15 protein-coding genes are annotated in these 15732 nt (G+C 44.1%); 9 read left to right on the top strand and 6 right to left on the bottom strand.

From position 1 onward, the window contains the following. Window positions 1–83: 83 nt before the first annotated feature. A complete protein-coding gene (locus IHE35_RS01945; protein WP_163172228.1) occupies window positions 84–329 on the bottom strand; it encodes a SlyX family protein in 246 nt (81 codons plus the stop codon). A gap of 35 nt (window positions 330–364) precedes the next feature. Here IHE35_RS01945 and IHE35_RS01940 point away from each other — a divergent pair, with 35 nt between their 5' ends. Both IHE35_RS01940 and IHE35_RS01935 read left to right on the top strand, forming a co-directional pair. Then, a complete protein-coding gene (locus tag IHE35_RS01940; RefSeq protein WP_163172230.1) occupies window positions 365–2266 on the top strand; it encodes an ATP-binding cassette domain-containing protein in 1902 nt (633 codons plus the stop codon). Window positions 2267–2385: 119 nt separating this feature from the next. Continuing rightward, window positions 2386–3321 carry a lauroyl acyltransferase gene (locus tag IHE35_RS01935; protein WP_163172232.1) on the top strand — a complete coding sequence of 312 codons (936 nt, stop codon included), beginning with the start codon at window positions 2386–2388 and terminating at the stop codon, window positions 3319–3321. Between the two features lie 253 nt (window positions 3322–3574). On the opposite strand, the gene IHE35_RS01930 is transcribed toward IHE35_RS01935, so the two are convergent. Next, a complete protein-coding gene (locus IHE35_RS01930) occupies window positions 3575–3982 on the bottom strand; it encodes a GNAT family N-acetyltransferase (RefSeq protein ID WP_163172234.1) in 408 nt (135 codons plus the stop codon). A 351-nt stretch (window positions 3983–4333) separates the two neighbouring features. Continuing rightward, a complete protein-coding gene (locus IHE35_RS01925; protein ID WP_171522381.1) occupies window positions 4334–5449 on the bottom strand; it encodes an endonuclease/exonuclease/phosphatase family protein in 1116 nt (371 codons plus the stop codon). Between the two features lie 190 nt (window positions 5450–5639). Here IHE35_RS01925 and asd point away from each other — a divergent pair, with 190 nt between their 5' ends. The 5 genes from asd to truA all read left to right on the top strand — a co-directional run bounded on the left by asd (window position 5640) and on the right by truA (window position 11828). Further along, window positions 5640–6758 (top strand): aspartate-semialdehyde dehydrogenase, encoded by a 1119-nt coding sequence (asd, locus tag IHE35_RS01920; RefSeq protein ID WP_163172239.1) that lies wholly within the window; start codon window positions 5640–5642, stop codon window positions 6756–6758. A gap of 119 nt (window positions 6759–6877) precedes the next feature. Continuing rightward, a complete protein-coding gene (locus IHE35_RS01915; protein ID WP_242788882.1) occupies window positions 6878–8479 on the top strand; it encodes a hypothetical protein in 1602 nt (533 codons plus the stop codon). Window positions 8480–8552: 73 nt separating this feature from the next. After that, on the top strand, window positions 8553–9998 hold the full coding sequence (locus tag IHE35_RS01910; RefSeq protein ID WP_242788881.1) for a hypothetical protein: 1446 nt from the start codon (window positions 8553–8555) through the stop codon (window positions 9996–9998). A gap of 30 nt (window positions 9999–10028) precedes the next feature. Then, on the top strand, window positions 10029–11012 hold the full coding sequence (locus IHE35_RS01905; protein ID WP_242788880.1) for an asparaginase domain-containing protein: 984 nt from the start codon (window positions 10029–10031) through the stop codon (window positions 11010–11012). Window positions 11013–11030: 18 nt separating this feature from the next. Continuing rightward, window positions 11031–11828 carry a tRNA pseudouridine(38-40) synthase TruA gene (gene truA, locus IHE35_RS01900; protein ID WP_242788879.1) on the top strand — a complete coding sequence of 266 codons (798 nt, stop codon included), beginning with the start codon at window positions 11031–11033 and terminating at the stop codon, window positions 11826–11828. Between the two features lie 116 nt (window positions 11829–11944). Here the strand turns inward: truA and IHE35_RS01895 are convergent, their stop codons facing one another. Further along, window positions 11945–12952 (bottom strand): AraC family transcriptional regulator, encoded by a 1008-nt coding sequence (locus tag IHE35_RS01895; RefSeq protein ID WP_242788877.1) that lies wholly within the window; start codon window positions 12950–12952, stop codon window positions 11945–11947. A 232-nt stretch (window positions 12953–13184) separates the two neighbouring features. Here IHE35_RS01895 and infA point away from each other — a divergent pair, with 232 nt between their 5' ends. Together infA and IHE35_RS01885 are read left to right on the top strand one after the other, a co-directional pair. Next, the gene (gene infA, locus IHE35_RS01890; RefSeq protein WP_001284370.1) at window positions 13185–13406 is read left to right on the top strand and encodes a translation initiation factor IF-1; all 222 of its coding nucleotides are present in this window, start codon (window positions 13185–13187) and stop codon (window positions 13404–13406) included. A 152-nt stretch (window positions 13407–13558) separates the two neighbouring features. Beyond that, window positions 13559–13969, top strand: coding sequence for a hypothetical protein (locus tag IHE35_RS01885; RefSeq protein WP_242788875.1), 411 nt, complete (start codon window positions 13559–13561; stop codon window positions 13967–13969). Window positions 13970–14034: 65 nt separating this feature from the next. Here IHE35_RS01885 and leuB read toward each other — a convergent pair whose 3' ends face one another. After that, window positions 14035–15114, bottom strand: a complete 1080-nt coding sequence (gene leuB, locus IHE35_RS01880) for a 3-isopropylmalate dehydrogenase (RefSeq protein ID WP_242788873.1) — start codon at window positions 15112–15114, stop codon at window positions 14035–14037. Between the two features lie 40 nt (window positions 15115–15154). Beyond that, on the bottom strand, window positions 15155–15718 hold the full coding sequence (locus tag IHE35_RS01875; RefSeq protein WP_242788870.1) for a hypothetical protein: 564 nt from the start codon (window positions 15716–15718) through the stop codon (window positions 15155–15157). Between the last annotated feature and the right edge of the window lie 14 nt (window positions 15719–15732).

Here is a 15732-nt window from a genome sequence, read left to right as displayed (position 1 = left end):
GAAGACTGTGCTGGAACGAACCAGAGGTGCATTAAAGCGAAAACCCTCACAATGGAGGGTTTTCTACACGACCAATTACATAATTAATAGTGTGGTGGTCGATCAATAATCGGGTCAAATTCTGCAATCCCTTCAGACAAGTCTGCTGACTCAACACGTTGATATAACAGCTTCATTTGCTTCTGGAGATCGATGATTTCCAGATTCTGCCTGGTCACCTGCTGATTCAACTGTTCAACTAAATCGTCCAAAAATGCAATTCGGACTTGCAAATCTTCAATGGGTGCGGAAAATGACGCCTGATCATTTAGATTTTGTTGTTTAGTCATTTTAAGTCCTCATCATAGGATTTCAGGAAACCATTATGGCATATATTACCCTAAGGGACGTCCAACTCGCGTTTGGCGGACCTGCACTGCTCGACGGCGCTAACTTTAATTTAGAACGCGGTGAACGAGTGTGTTTGATTGGCCGTAATGGTGAAGGTAAGTCTACCTTACTTAAACTGATTGAAGGAAGCCTGTTACCTGACGGTGGTGAAGTTTCCTTACAAAATGGCATCACAATTTCCATGTTGGCCCAAGACGTACCGATGGATTCCGGCAAAGTAGCGGATATCGTGGCGGATGGTGCAGGTGAAGCGTCAGAAGTTTTACGTGCCTATCATGAAGCCAGTGAAGCCTGTGTACTCGGCGATATGGAGGCCTGCGACCGCATGGGTTCACTACAGCACAAGATGGATCAACTGGATGGCTGGGCTTTAGAAACCAAGGTGAATTCTATCCTGAGTAAAATGGGCCTGGATCCGGAGGCAGACCTTGCCGATTTATCCGGTGGTCGTAAGCGTCGTGTACTGCTGGCTCGTGCCCTGCTGACCCAACCAGACGTACTTCTACTTGACGAACCGACCAACCATCTGGACGTTGAAAGTATTGAATGGTTAGAGAAATTCCTGCTCGATCAAAATAATTTAACCCTCCTGTTTATTTCGCATGACCGTTCATTCGTGGACAGCATTGCTACCCGTATTGTTGAACTGGATCGTGGTGTTTTACGTAGCTATGAAGGTAACTATTCACGTTATCTGGAGCTTAAAGCACAGCAAATGGAAGCAGAAGAAAAGCAGAATGCGCTGTTTGACAAGCGTCTTGCTGAAGAAGAAGTGTGGATTCGTCAGGGCATTAAAGCACGTCGTACCCGTAATGAAGGCCGTGTCCGTGCCTTAAAAGCATTACGTGAAGAATCTAAAGCACGCCGCTCACAACAAGGCAAAGTGAGCATGGCAACTCAGGATGCTCAACGCTCTGGTAAAGTGGTATTTGAGATTGAACATCTCAGCGTGAAATTTGGTGACAATGCACCGATTATCAATGATTTTTCAGCACTTGTTCTTCGCGGCGACCGCATTGGTCTGGTCGGTGATAACGGTGTGGGTAAAACCACGCTGATTAAAGCGATTCTGGGCCAGCTTGAGCACGGTGGTACGGTAAAAACCGGGACCCAGCTAGAAGTTGCATACTTTGACCAGTTACGTAACGTACTGGATCTGGAAAAATCGGTAAAAGATAACGTGGCAGAAGGTTCGGATCATGTCGATGTGAATGGTCAGCGCCGCCATATCTATAGTTATTTACAAGATTTCCTGTTCTCGCCTGAACGCGCCCGTACGCCAGTGAAAGCACTTTCAGGTGGTGAGCGTAACCGTATTTTGCTTGCAAAACTGTTACTCAAACCATCGAACCTGATTGTGATGGACGAACCAACCAATGACCTGGATATGGTGACGCTGGAGCTTTTAGAGGAAATGTTGAGTGGTTATAAAGGTACTTTACTGCTGATCTCGCATGACCGTGCCTTTATGGACAACGTTGTAACCTCGACCTGGGTATTTGATGGTAAAGGTAACATCGACGAATACATTGGTGGTTATCAGGATTATTTAGAGCAGCGTCCAAATCAGACTGTGGTCGATCAAAAATCTGCTGTTAAAAAAGCCGCTGCCAAAGCTGCAGCAACCGCTGCTCCTGCGCCAAAAAAGGTAAAACTCAGCTATAAAGATCAACGTGAACTTGAACAATTGCCTGCAGAAATTGAAGCACTGGAAAGTGAACAGGCTGAACTTTCTGAAAAACTGGCAGATGGTTCATGGTTTGTGAAAGATGCAGCAGCAGCGACCAAGGCATCTGAACGTTTAGGTGAAATTGATGAAATTTTACTGGAAAAAATGGAACGTTGGGATGAGCTGGAAAATATGACCAAAGGTTAATTTTCTTCCCTCTTGAATGCTAAGCATCTGTATTCGTACAGATGCTTTTTTTTACACTTTTTTGTTTCAAAAAGCTCTTCTGCTACACTGCAGATATCTTTAGGTTTAAATAGCAGATTATGAGTAAAAAGCCAGATTACCAACCCGGTGAATTTCAATGGGCCTTCCTGTCTCCACAGTATTGGGGCATCTGGATTGGCATTGTATTCCTGATGATTCTGGCGATTTTACCTTGGGCGATTCAGCACCGCCTGGCGTCTTTACTGGGAAGTCTGAGTTTTAAATATTTAAAATCTCGCCGTGAAACCACAGTGCGCAATCTGGAGGTGTGTTTTCCAGAGTGGTCTGCACAAGAGGTGCAGGAAAATGCCCGTCAGGTCTTTATTGACCAGATGCTCGGTGTATTTGAAACACTAAATGCCTGGTACACACCCAAGTGGTTTAAAGGCCGTGTGACTATTGAAGGTCTGGAATATATCCAGCAGGCACAAGCTGAAGGTAAAGGGGCGTTATTGCTGGGTACTCACTCTACCCTGCTAGATGCTGGTGGTTATTTATGTGCCCAATATTTTGAACCGGATGTGGTCTATCGTCCGCAGAACAATCCCCTGCTCGACATGCTGATCTACCGTTGCCGCGCCACCATTTATGCCAACCAGATTGATCATGATGATATGCGTGGTCTGGTACGTAACCTGAAAAATGGACATGCGATCTGGTATAGTCCGGACCAGGATTTTGGTCTAAAACAAGGCGTGATGGCCCCGTTTTTTGGTGTTCCTGCTGCCACTGTGACCGCACACCGTCGTTTATTAAAAATGACCAAAGCTGCTGCGATTCCACTATATTTCTACCGTCACGGCGACATTAAAAACCCGAAATATCATGTACTGATTGAGCCACCCGTTGAAAACCTGCCAAGCACAGATGAACTGGATGATGCGACTCGCGTCAATCAGATTATTGAACGGCAGTTACGGATCGCCCCAACGCAATATATGTGGTTTCACCGCCGTTTTAAGACCCGTCCACAGGGTTATGATTCGATTTATTAGAGTTCTTTCATAAATCATTTTTGAATCATTGCAAAGGAAATTCCCTCTCCTTGTAGGAGACTTGCGGAGCATGCTCCTCAGGGAGAGGTTTTTTCTAAGAAACCCCTTCATCCTCTTGCGAAGTAACACTTCTCATCCCAGAGGGAGAAGGAACTTTCAATATCCATTTAAATATGAATATAACGATCATTTTTTGATTTATGAAAGAGATCTATTAAGTGTTCATTAAATTAATGAGTGCTTGAATAATAGATCAATGATCTGTTCCTTGATAAATCCACATGGCTTCAGTCTGTCCAGCAGGACTAAAGCCTAAAGCTTGATAAAAGCCGGTGGCATGCTGGTCAGCGACTAAAATTTTCTGATGAAATCCTGCATAACGCTCTAGCAGGGTTTGCACAATTCGGCGGCCGATGCCCTGCCCTTGTAATTCTGGATGAACCAATAAATGTGGGAAATACACCACCAGATAGCCATCAGAAATGGCATTGCCGAGTCCTACCAATCGACCATCAATACGTGCAGTTACAAGACTATGGGAATGGTTCAAGGCTTCTAAAAGCAGTTGCGGTTTTTCGGCCGCAGACCATTGATTGGCACAATACAGTTCAAGAATTTCGGATTCCTGGACTGAATCACTGTCAGAAATAACAAGTTGCATATCAACTTTCCAAAGAATTATTTTAGTTCGACAAATTATTTTAATAATCAAATAAATATAAAGAAAAATTAAAGCGATAAAATAATTTAACCCGGGCTCTACATCCTGTAAAAACCCGGGTTAATGAGGTTGTGCTTTCAACATTTTAATTCTTGGTTTTTTGTGATTTCCATTTCATCATCATGTCCATGATGTCTTCATTCAGCTTCGTCTTCCTTATGAGAAATTCCCTTCTCGACTCCCTGTGCTGATGTAATCAGAATATCGAAATCACTTAAGAATGAATATCGTTTAGGACCGCAATCTGTGTAAGCCATTTCGTACACTTTTCCGATAAAACCATCACTCTTTTTAGCCATTTTTGTAGGTTTGAGCAATTTCATCCGTGACTATTTTTTCTTCTTTCTCAGCTTTTTCAATACCTTCTTGTATCGCTTCCTCAGCTTCCTGCTCATCTTCTTTAGTCTGTTCCAGTTCTTCTTGTACATGATCAAAGACTCGTCCGGTTTGCAGAATTACAAACACCGGGAAATGATCTGATCCCACATGTGGTAAACGTTCCATATGGACTAAAGCAAAGTCAGTGCTGTGAAAAACATGATCAAGTGACCAGCGAAACATCGGATAATCCGCATGAAAGGTATTGATATAACGGCGTCCGACACGTGGGTCGAGTAAACCACTAATACGCTGAAACAAACGAGTGGTACGTGACCAGGCGACATCATTCAGATCACCCATCACAATACAGCTTTCATCCAGATCTTTGATTTGATCACCAACGATCAGCAATTCAGCATCACGTAGTTTCGAGTCCTTGGCTTCTGTTGGACTTGGCGGTTTTGGATGTAGGCAATATAACTGAACTGGATGGCCAGAGCGTAAAGTGACTGTGGTATGAATTGAAGGAATTTCATTACTCAGAATAAATTTCACCTCGGTATCGCTGAGTTTTAATTTACTGTAGAGATGCATTCCATACAGGTTCTCTAACGGCACTGGTACACGGTAGGGATAATCCGCTTCAATCACTGAAAGTTGTTTCTGCCATTCTGAATTAGTTTCCAGAGTCAGTACCAGATCGGGATTTAAACGTTGAATCTGTTCCAGCAGCAGGTGATATTTTTCATTGGTCATGAGGACGTTTGAAACAAGCAAAGAGATTTGCCTGCTCGGATCCAGTTGCTGCTGTTTGACTTTCTTCACCTGTTTTTTCCAGATAAAGGTATAAGGCAAGACCATCTTCAACTGGTAGGCTTGTGCAGCGAGCAGTCCCACAAAAATAATTTGGTCTGTCAGCGTCCAGGAATGCTCCCAAAATATATAGAGTCCGAGCGCAATGAAGCCAATGATCAGAATTTGTAGTCGCGGGAAATCGGCGCCACGGATCCACCATTCATCACGAGGAATCAGGGACCAGAAACTGAGCCAGATGACCAGCCCTGACAATATCTGAATAAACAAAATCATAAAGTGACTCTTTGCTATGTTTTTATTTTTTCTACAAGAAAATCTGCGTTATCAATTTTGTATGTAACATAAACAAGATATTCCGCTCAATATTATTGATGTTTCTATTGTGTAGCTATTGCAGTTGAGTCCCTTTTTGGTACACTCGAACCCCCTTTTATTTTTTAACGCACCGAGGCAAAGTGACATGAAAGTAGGTCTGGTCGGTTGGCGCGGGATGGTTGGTTCCGTCCTCATGCAACGTATGGTTGAAGAGAATGATTTTGCTCATTTTGAGCCATTCTATTTCTCTACCAGTAATGCAGGTGGTGAAGCACCAGCATTTGGTGGTAAAACTGCCCCAGCACTTATGGATGCGACAGACATTGATAGTCTGAAGCAAATGGATGTCATTATTACCTGTCAAGGTGGCGATTACACCACTGCAGTTTTCCCTAAGCTGAAAGCTGAAGGCTGGAATGGTTACTGGATTGATGCTGCATCTACTTTACGTATGGATGATGAAGCAATCATTGTACTTGACCCGGTTAACCTGAACGTGATCAAAGACGGTCTAGTAAAAGGTACTAAAACTTTCGTTGGCGGTAACTGTACAGTTTCCCTGATGCTGATGGGTCTAGGTTCTCTCTTCCAGAACAATCTGGTGGAATGGGCAACTTCGATGACTTACCAGGCAGCATCTGGTGCCGGTGCACAAAACATGCGTGAGCTGATCACAGGCATGGGTTACCTGTATAACAATACCAAAGACTTGCTAGATGATCCACGCTCTCCAATTTTGGACATCGATTCTAAAATTGCTGCATTACAACGTGGTGAAGGCTTCCCGTCTACAAACTTTGGTGTACCGCTCGCTGGTTCCCTGATTCCGTATATCGACAAGCAGCTGGAAAGCGGTCAGTCGAAAGAAGAATGGAAAGGTCAGGTTGAAACTAACAAGATCTTGGGTAACCAGCAGATCGTTCCAATTGATGGCCACTGTGTGCGTATCGGTGCAATGCGCTGTCATTCTCAGGCGATTACCTTGAAGCTAAAACGTGACGTACCTTTGAATGAAATCGAAGATATGATCCGTCAGTCTAGCCAATGGGCAAAAGTGGTACCAAATACACGTGAAGCATCAATGACTGATCTGACGCCTGTCGCAGTCACTGGTACACTGACTGTTCCAGTCGGCCGTCTACGTAAAATGAACATGGGTAAAGAATACCTCGGTGCATTCACGGTAGGTGACCAGTTACTTTGGGGTGCTGCTGAGCCTTTACGCCGTATGCTCCGCATTCTGATCGATTATAAAAATGCTTAATTAAGCAATTATAATCAATCTAAAAGCCGATCTTTATTGATCGGCTTTTTTGTGTCACTATCAAGAAAATAGTTGAACAAACATAGACATCCCAATCATCGATTCATACTGAATGTAATATGACCGATGCTGAGCCTAGAATTAAGATGACTGTATATAAAAAATTCAAAATTGCGACTTTAGCCATGATGATTGCACAACCTGTTTTTGCAATCACGGTTGAGCCAGTTCAGGTTCAATCGGCACCCGGGGAACTACTTTATGCGGAAATGAATTTCCGCCAGTCAGATATCAATATGCCGCTTGAGGTCAGTCTGGCTACACCAGAAGATTTAATGACTCTTGGCACTACACATCAGCCTCCCGGTCACCTGAACTTTTTCACCCGTCGTAGCAGCAATGGAACTGGTGTAATTACCATTACCTCTTCACGCCCGATCACTCAAAATGACCTGAATTTTGTAGTTAAGGTTAAAGAAGGCAATGCAGCACGCCTACAACATATCAAGACTACGCTTAAACCTAAAACAGACCTGCTTAAAGCTTCAATCAGCGCAAATGAACGCCCATTAACCCCAGTGGTCGTGGTAAATGAAAAAGAGATTGGTTTAAATTTACCTGTCAGTACTCAATACAAGACTCCAACAGCGAATACCAAGACAATGGAAAAACCATTGACTGTACAGCGTCTTGCTCCACCGCCATTATCGCCAAACTCTATTCCTCAGACAGCGTCGATAACCACTCCTGCTGTTAAAGTACCGGTCAAGGTTGAAGAACCTGTTAAAGCTGAAAATACGCGTCCCGTCACAAGTACTTTGACGATACCAACACCAATCGCTGAACCTGCAATACCCGCTATTCAACAAAAGCCTCTGACCTCAAATAATATTCAAAACAATCCGGTCACCACAGCTCAAGCAGAAACTCAGGTAGCAGAAGTTGCTTCTGCGGCTCCTGTTGTACAGCCGAATAATGTACCCGCTCAAAAAGTGCAAAATCAAAAGCCAGTGACCACCTATCCTGCTGCCGCCCCACAATCTAACTCGAGCGATCCATTAGTTAAAAAATATGCCGAAGAACAGGTAGCAAAACAGCAGAAAGATACGCCTAAACAACCAAATCAAGCAGCTGCCGCTCAAACACAACAGCCCCCTCAAGCGAGCCCAGTATCTACTGCAAAAGCAACCTACGTGGTTCAATCCAATGAATCACTCTGGAAAATTGCTGCACGTATTGCGCAGGAACAAAACCGCGGTGTCGGTGAAGTGATGCAGCAAATTAAAAGCAATAATGAACAGGCTTTTATTGGCGGAGATGCGAATCGCCTGAAGCGTGGTGCAACACTGAATCTGAATATTGCACCAGCACAAAAACAGCCGATTACAGTCAAAACCTCTGAGCTTGCACAGGTTCAGAACAAGGCCAAAGGCACCACCAAATATCGTTTAAATCAGGCTGAAATGAGCCTGGTTGCTGAGAACCAGAAAGAATCTGAGCAACTTTCTGCAAATCAAAACACATTAGACCGTCAAACTTCGAAAGAGTTGTCATTAAAAGTTATGACAGTCCGAGAAAAAACCGTTAAATTACAGAGAAACGTAACTGAATTAGAATTGGCGCTTAATCAGAAGGATCAGAGAATTCAATTATTAAATGCACGTCTTGCCCGGTTGCAACAGCAGCTCAAAGCACAACGGGCAGATAAAAAAGCCAATTAACTAATCATTACATACATCGATTTACAGGGATGAGTGGTTATATGGAGCCCTCTATCTCTAAGGGGTACTTATCATGCTGATTTATGTGATTCCACTAATTTTATTGATCATCGTTCTGATCGTAGTCAAAAAACGTCAGGATGCTCAAGGGTCAGATAAACCAAAGGCAAACACAGCTAAGGCAAGAAAAACCACAACTTCAGCACAAGCTACCCCCGCAAAAACCCGGGTGGTTGAAGAAGTTGCAGCCAAACCACAGGAAGCTGTTGCGCTTTCAGCAGATCTGCGTAAAAAAATTGAACGCCTGATCAGTGAGGGAAATTTCTTTGCTGCTGAAGCACAAATCAATCAGGCGCTGAAGAAAGACAATCGTCAGCAAGAACTGTATCTGTTGCTCATAGATATCCATATTCAGCAGAAAGATGAGTTTGCCATTTCCCAGCTGATCAATCATGTTCGTTCACTCGGTTTGGATAACATCCTTGCACAGGCCGAAACTAAAAAGGCAGACTTTCTTGCACAAGCAGAAACCAAAAAAGCAGACTTTGAAAATTCATCTACGTCGACCAAAGATACAATTGACATTCCTTCTGCTCAGTTAAGTTCTGGTTCATCAGCAACTGAGGCAACACCTGTAGACAACAATGCAGCTTTTGAAGAGCTTTCTTCAACCCACAGCCCAATAGTCAATGCTTTAGCTTTTGATGAACTGCAGCAAGAAAATAAGCCTCAAAAAACTGCATTTGAGCCGGCGCCATCACAGAATCATATCCAGCCGCTGGAATTTAATTTTGAGTCAACTCCGACTAAACCAGCAAGTGATGCAACCCAGGATCTGCCAGCGTCTACAGGTTTAGAGTTCAACTTCTCTGACGCTCCTGCAGCATCTGAGCCGGCACCGACGACAATATCGGATACTGCCACACCTGCACTAAACTTTAGCTTTGACTTAGATAACTCAACAAAAACTGAAACTGGAGTCGCAGCTGCTGCCGAGCCTGAAACTGCCGCACCGGTTATGGACTTTAAGCTTGACTTAGGCAGCTCAGAAACATCAGAAGTGACACCAGTACCTGCTGCAGAATCAGTTCAACCTCTCGATTTTTCTTTCTCGGTAGATACAACTTCAACTCCAGATACTCAACCAGAAATCGCAGCACCAGAGTTTGATTTATCAGGTTTAACTACAAATGAACCTATAAATCCAGCAGTATCTGCTGTCTCAGAATTAGACTTTAAACTGGATGCCGCTCCTGAAAAACCAGCCAGTGCTGCAATCAGTTTTGATATTCCATCTGCGCCCGCTACTTCAACCGCTAATCAAAATGATCCACTGATTCAATCCTTCCCTGAATTAAAGGAAACTGATGAAGTGGTATTAAATCTGGAATTGGCGGAACAGTATATTCAATTGGGTGCATATGATGCTGCACGTGAAATCCTGACAGAAAAGGAAGCAGACTATAGTCCACAACAACGTACCCATGTTGATCAATTACTGAATCGAATCGCTTCTTAAGTAAATTCGTTCTACACTAAAGCAGTCACTATGGCTGCTTTTTTTATGATGAAAAATATTGCATTGATTTATATGGGAGGCACATTTGGATGCGTTGGCGATCCACTTGCTCCTATGCCTGCTGAATCTTTTTTTATAAAATTAAAAGAATTATTGCATGAAGACACACATTCGGTAGAGTGCTTCTGCGCCCCTGTCATTAAGGACAGTAGTGCATGTACTGCTCCCGACTGGCTGGCCTTAATCCAGTTTATCCAGCAACTGCAAGCTCAAGATTATCAGCACTTTGTCGTTATTCATGGCACAGACACCATGAGCTATGCCTGCGCTGTGCTGGCTCATCTCTTAGGACAATCTGCCTATGTGGTTTTAACCGGTAGCCAGTATCCATTACTGAATGCAGCAGGTCAGCAGCCACGCGAATTCAGCGATGCTTTGGAAAACCTATGCTTGGCTCTAGATTCTGTACAGCAGGTCGAGATGGGCGTTTACCTGGCATTTAATCAGGAACTGGTTCATGGCAGAACAGCATTAAAACAACATACCACTGAACTCAAGGCTTTTGCTGGCATAGATGCAGAAGTAAAGATTCCCCCGCAATCATACACACATATAATCAACCCGCAGGATTTGCTCAAAGCACAGCAATTTAATTGTATGAGTGTAATGATGCAGCCTGTTGGGCTAGATCAGCAGCTTCACAACCTTAAGCAATTATTAGCCTCACCTCCAGACTTCCTGATTCTGCAGGGCTTTGGCACAGGCAATCTTGCAGTTAATCCTGATCTCATCCAGCTCTTTGATGATTTCTATAATGCTGGCTGTGCTGTAATTCTGACTACACAGGTACCTTTCGGGAGCACAGACCAGCGCTATGCCATTGCAGAATGGGTACAGGATTGCCGGATTTTACTCAATGATGCCTATGGCCATGCCGATCTATATGCAAAAGCCCTGAAAATGTATTTACAATACGAGAGCGTAGAGCAATGGCATCGCCATTGGTCCGATTAGTTGAATCTTGAGGTGAATATGCAGCGTTTTGCAGTCGGTATTGAATTTAGTGGAGCACACTACAGAGGTTGGCAAACCCAACAGCCCGGCGTAGCAAGCGTGCAGGAAACGATTGAAAAGGTTCTGTCTAAAGTCGCCAATGAAACCATTATCCTGCATGGTGCAGGTCGAACTGATGCCGGCGTGCATGCCACCAATATGGTCGCTCACTTTGATACCTCTGCTGATCGCTCCGAATATGGCTGGCTACGTGGCTGTAATAGCCAGCTACCTAAAGATATTGCAATTCAGTGGATTCGGGAAATGGACATGGATTTCCATGCCCGTTTTAAAGCTCAAGCCCGTCGTTATCGTTATGTCGTCTACAATCACCCTGTACGTTCTGCGCTACTCCATAAACAGGTCACCCATATCCATTACGACCTAGATGTCGACAAGATGATTCAGGCGGCGACAAAGTTTGAAGGCACACATAATTTCGAAAGTTTCCGTGCCTCTGCCTGCCAATCCAATCAACCTGTACGCCATGTGCATCACTGTCGTCTGTTACGGCATGGTCATTATCTGGTCCTGGACATTCAGGCAGATGGTTTCCTGCATCATATGGTGCGCAATATTATGGGCTGTTTGCTGGAAATTGGTCAGGGTATGTATGATATCGATCAGATTGATGCCATCTTTGCTGCAGAAGACCGCAAAGCGGCAGGTGTGACTGCACCACCAGATGGACTCTACTTTATTCAGGCACATTATCCTGAGCAATTTAATTTACCAAAAGTTCCCTTAGGGCCACATTGGTTAAACATGCCGGGATAATTTCTTTTTTAAAATTTTAACCTCCCCTAACCCCTCCTGATAGAGGGGAACTACATCCCTGCAAAAGTACAGGAATGAAAAAATCCCTCCTTTTAGGAGGGACTTAGGGAGGTAATTTAACGCTGCTTGCGCTTTCTATATTCTACTGGGGTTTCATTGGTCCAGCGTTTAAAAGCACGATAGAACGTACTTGGTTCAGAGAAACCTGTCAGATATACAATTCGTTCCACGCTTTCAGCGGTTCCGGCCAGCAGACGCTTTGCTAGTCGGCAACGATAATCCGACAGAATTTGCTGAAAACTGGTATTGGCTTCACTCAGCTGGGTACGCAAACGGCGGGGGGTAATATTCAGCTGTGCTGCCACCGTTTCCAGCGTCGTTTCACCACTTTCTAAGGTCGAACCAATCGCACGGCGCACTTCACCCACCAGATCATAACGTGCCAGCTCTTGCAGCTTTTCAATTGCTAACTGCTCATGCAGCTGGAGTAATTCCGGTTCTGCCTGCCAAAGCGGATATTCAAGAATACTCGGATCAAAATAAAGACGCGTTTCTTTCTGTCCCAAACTTACTGGACATTCATAGACACGGAAGTATTCATCATCAGTTGCACCTTTGGAAAAATTGAAGTCGATATAGATCGGCTCAAAACGTCCTTCAGTAATAAACTTAAAGAAACGCAGCACACCAGATATGGCACATTCAGTAAAATGGCGATTGACAATGTTCTCGGCAAAAGGCTGCTCACCATTGGTCAAATAGCAGCGGTCATCTTCAACGACCAGTTGGGCATGGAAGGCATCACTGATGAGACGCTGGTAAGCCAAGGCACGTTTTAGTCCCTCACCAAAGTTTTCTGATGAAATAAACAAATGCTCAATGACCTGACCACGGTAAAGTGGCAGGTGCTCACCCAAATGTAAGCCGATATCAGGGTCCTTGCTGACCTCTTCTGCCGCGACCCAGAATGCATACTGTGCACTCAACGGGGTACGGTCATTGGCTTCAACCTGGTTTAAGGCGACTCCTGCTTTAGTAAGCAATTCTTCGGTTGGCAAACCCGCACGACGTATCGCCTGGTAGCCTAATCGCAGTACAACCGATGCATCTGTTAGCTGACCCACTCAAAAACCTTCCTTGTATGTGCTTCATTTATACTTAAAAAGATATTTTTTAGATTAACTGCGATTGACCAAACTGACAACATCATCAAGCAGTTTTTTAATTAAAATATTTGTACTGATGCTTCGCTTATTTTGCTTTCAGATGATCAGTCTAAAGCCTGCTATGCCTTGTGTTATACGAAAAAATTGACTATAATTTGCGCCTTTCTTAATTTATTCTTTTAGGTAGGCTATGGCCAATAAAGAGGAACTCATCGAGTTCGAAGGCGTTGTCACCGAGACGCTTCCTAATACTATGTTCCGTGTACGTTTAGAAAACGGTCACGAAGTGATTGCTCATATCTCTGGTAAAATGCGTAAACACTACATCCGTATTTTGACTGGCGACAGTGTAAAAGTGGAGATGACTCCTTACGACTTAACTAAGGGTCGTATCACTTATCGTGCGCGCTAAGATTTAGCGTTAGTAAAAAAGCCACTGATCAGGGTGGCTTTTTTGTGCCTGTTATTTCAGGCTCGAGCTTGACCGTGTGTCAAATTACAACAATAAACTGGTTTTCTACTCGCTACAATGACAGCAATGGCGGTTTTTGTAGGAGTCAGAATATGTTATCTGCATTTCGCCAAATGAAACTCGCGTTGCCGGGCATGCTTCTCCTGTTATCTGCATGTACCCATACACCGACCCTGTCTCAAGCTGAACGTGACGCTTATTTACAGCAGTATATTGGACAGTCCAGCCAAACGATTTATGCCAATCTGGATTTAAGCAAACTCGGCTATCAGCAGATCAATGAGCCTGTACTTTCAGCCGAGCAGCTGGTCTATATCGTGCAGCGTCCCGTTGCACTCCCCCTTTCAATAGCTCAGCATCCAGTTGCCGGTACTGGAACAGTACCCATTCCGGTGACACATAGTCCTTCACGTGGTTATGACGTGAACCTGCAATGTAAAATCGTTTTTGAACTGAAGGACAATATTGCTCAAGCGGTGAAATATACCGGCCGAACCTGCTAATCCAGCAGACATAAAAAAACGCAGCCCGAGCTGCGTTTTTTTATTAATCAGTTCCGGAGTGAAACTTAATTCAATGCAGCAACTACTGCCTGACCCATTTCCACCGTACCAACTTTGTTCATGCCTTCAGACATAATATCCGCAGTACGTAAACCTTGATCCAATACATTACCTACTGCATCTTCAATTGCTTTTGCAGCTGCTTCTTCACGGAAAGTATAACGTAGCATCATTGCAACAGACAGAATAGTTGCCAATGGGTTTGCCAGGTTTTGACCTGCGATGTCTGGTGCAGAACCATGACATGGTTCATACATACCTTTACCATTTTCATCTAGAGAAGCAGATGGCAACATACCGATTGAACCAGTTAACATTGCCGCTTCGTCAGACAGGATGTCACCAAACAGGTTAGAAGTTACAATGACATCAAACTGTTTAGGTGCACGTACCAACTGCATTGCAGCGTTGTCGACATACATATGCGACAGGTTAAGGTCTGGATACTGTTCTTCTTTCAGTGCAGTTACAGTCTGTTTCCACAGTTCAGTCACTTCAAGTACATTGGCTTTATCGACTGAACATACTTTACCGCCACGCAGACCAGCAAGTTCAAACGCAACTTTGGCAATACGCTTGATTTCAGACTCTGAGTACACGTCAGTGTTGAAACCTTGTTTTTCACCATTTTCCAGTTCACGGATACCACGCGGTTGACCGAAGTAGATACCACCTGTCAATTCACGCACGATCAGGATATCCAGACCAGCTACGATTTCAGGTTTTAAGCTAGACGCATCAGCAAGTTGTGGATACAGAATCGCTGGACGCAAGTTAGCGAACAGGTTCAGTTCACTACGCAATTTTAACAGACCGCGTTCAGGACGAATTGAGCGTTCAATCGTATCCCATTTAGGACCACCCACAGCGCCAAGCAGAATTGCATCAGCTTTTTTTGCCTGCTCAGAGGTCACATCTGGATAAGGTGCACCATGTACATCAATCGCTGCACCACCTAACAGGCCATGTTCCCAGCTTAGATCTAAATTAAATTTTTCATTTACGCGAGTCAGCACTTGCTCTGCTGCTTTGACAATTTCAGGACCGATGCCGTCACCAGCTAAAATCAAAATTTGTTTAGACATGAGATGTTCCATTTATAAGGTCAGTATTTCTCTGACTGGGTTAAATTTTCTGTTCTACAAACTCGGCAATGCCGGTTTCAACATTGTATGGCTTGCAGAAACGTCGAATTGTTTTGGGGCCCTGCAACAGATCTACACACAGTGGATCAGGTGCAGAGGCCTGCAATAAGCTGGTGTTTCGTGTCGAGCGCTGGCGATACATCTTGAAGGTGTATTTATGCTGGGCCTGGAAGTTCTGGAATACATGTAGAACTTCGGCCTTGTCCGGACTAATCGGATAAAAACGTACTACCAGTTCATGTTGCCCCGCTGGTACCGACAGGTAAACCGGATTAGGTTCCTTCAAGCTTTTTGCCTGTAAACGCACAAGCTTGAGCTTGAGCGCTTGGCTCTCCACATGTCGGTTTTCAGCATGGATGATCTTGATATCATCTATACGTTCAAAATTACAATCATGGGTACCCGAACAATAGATCAGGGCATCTGAACTATTTACAGCTGAATTTGTCAATCTCTTCAACTGTATCGTATCGATGGTTTGACATGCTGTCATTAACATCGAAACCGTACCCAATGCAGATAACTGTTTCCAATAGCTGGCCATGCTGAATGTCTAAC

The organism is Acinetobacter sp. ASP199 (assembly GCF_022700675.1).
In the GTDB taxonomy this organism is placed as follows: Bacteria; Pseudomonadota; Gammaproteobacteria; order Pseudomonadales; family Moraxellaceae; genus Acinetobacter.
Note: the sequence above shows the minus strand (reverse complement) of the source record. Positions and strands in the feature narration are given on the sequence as shown.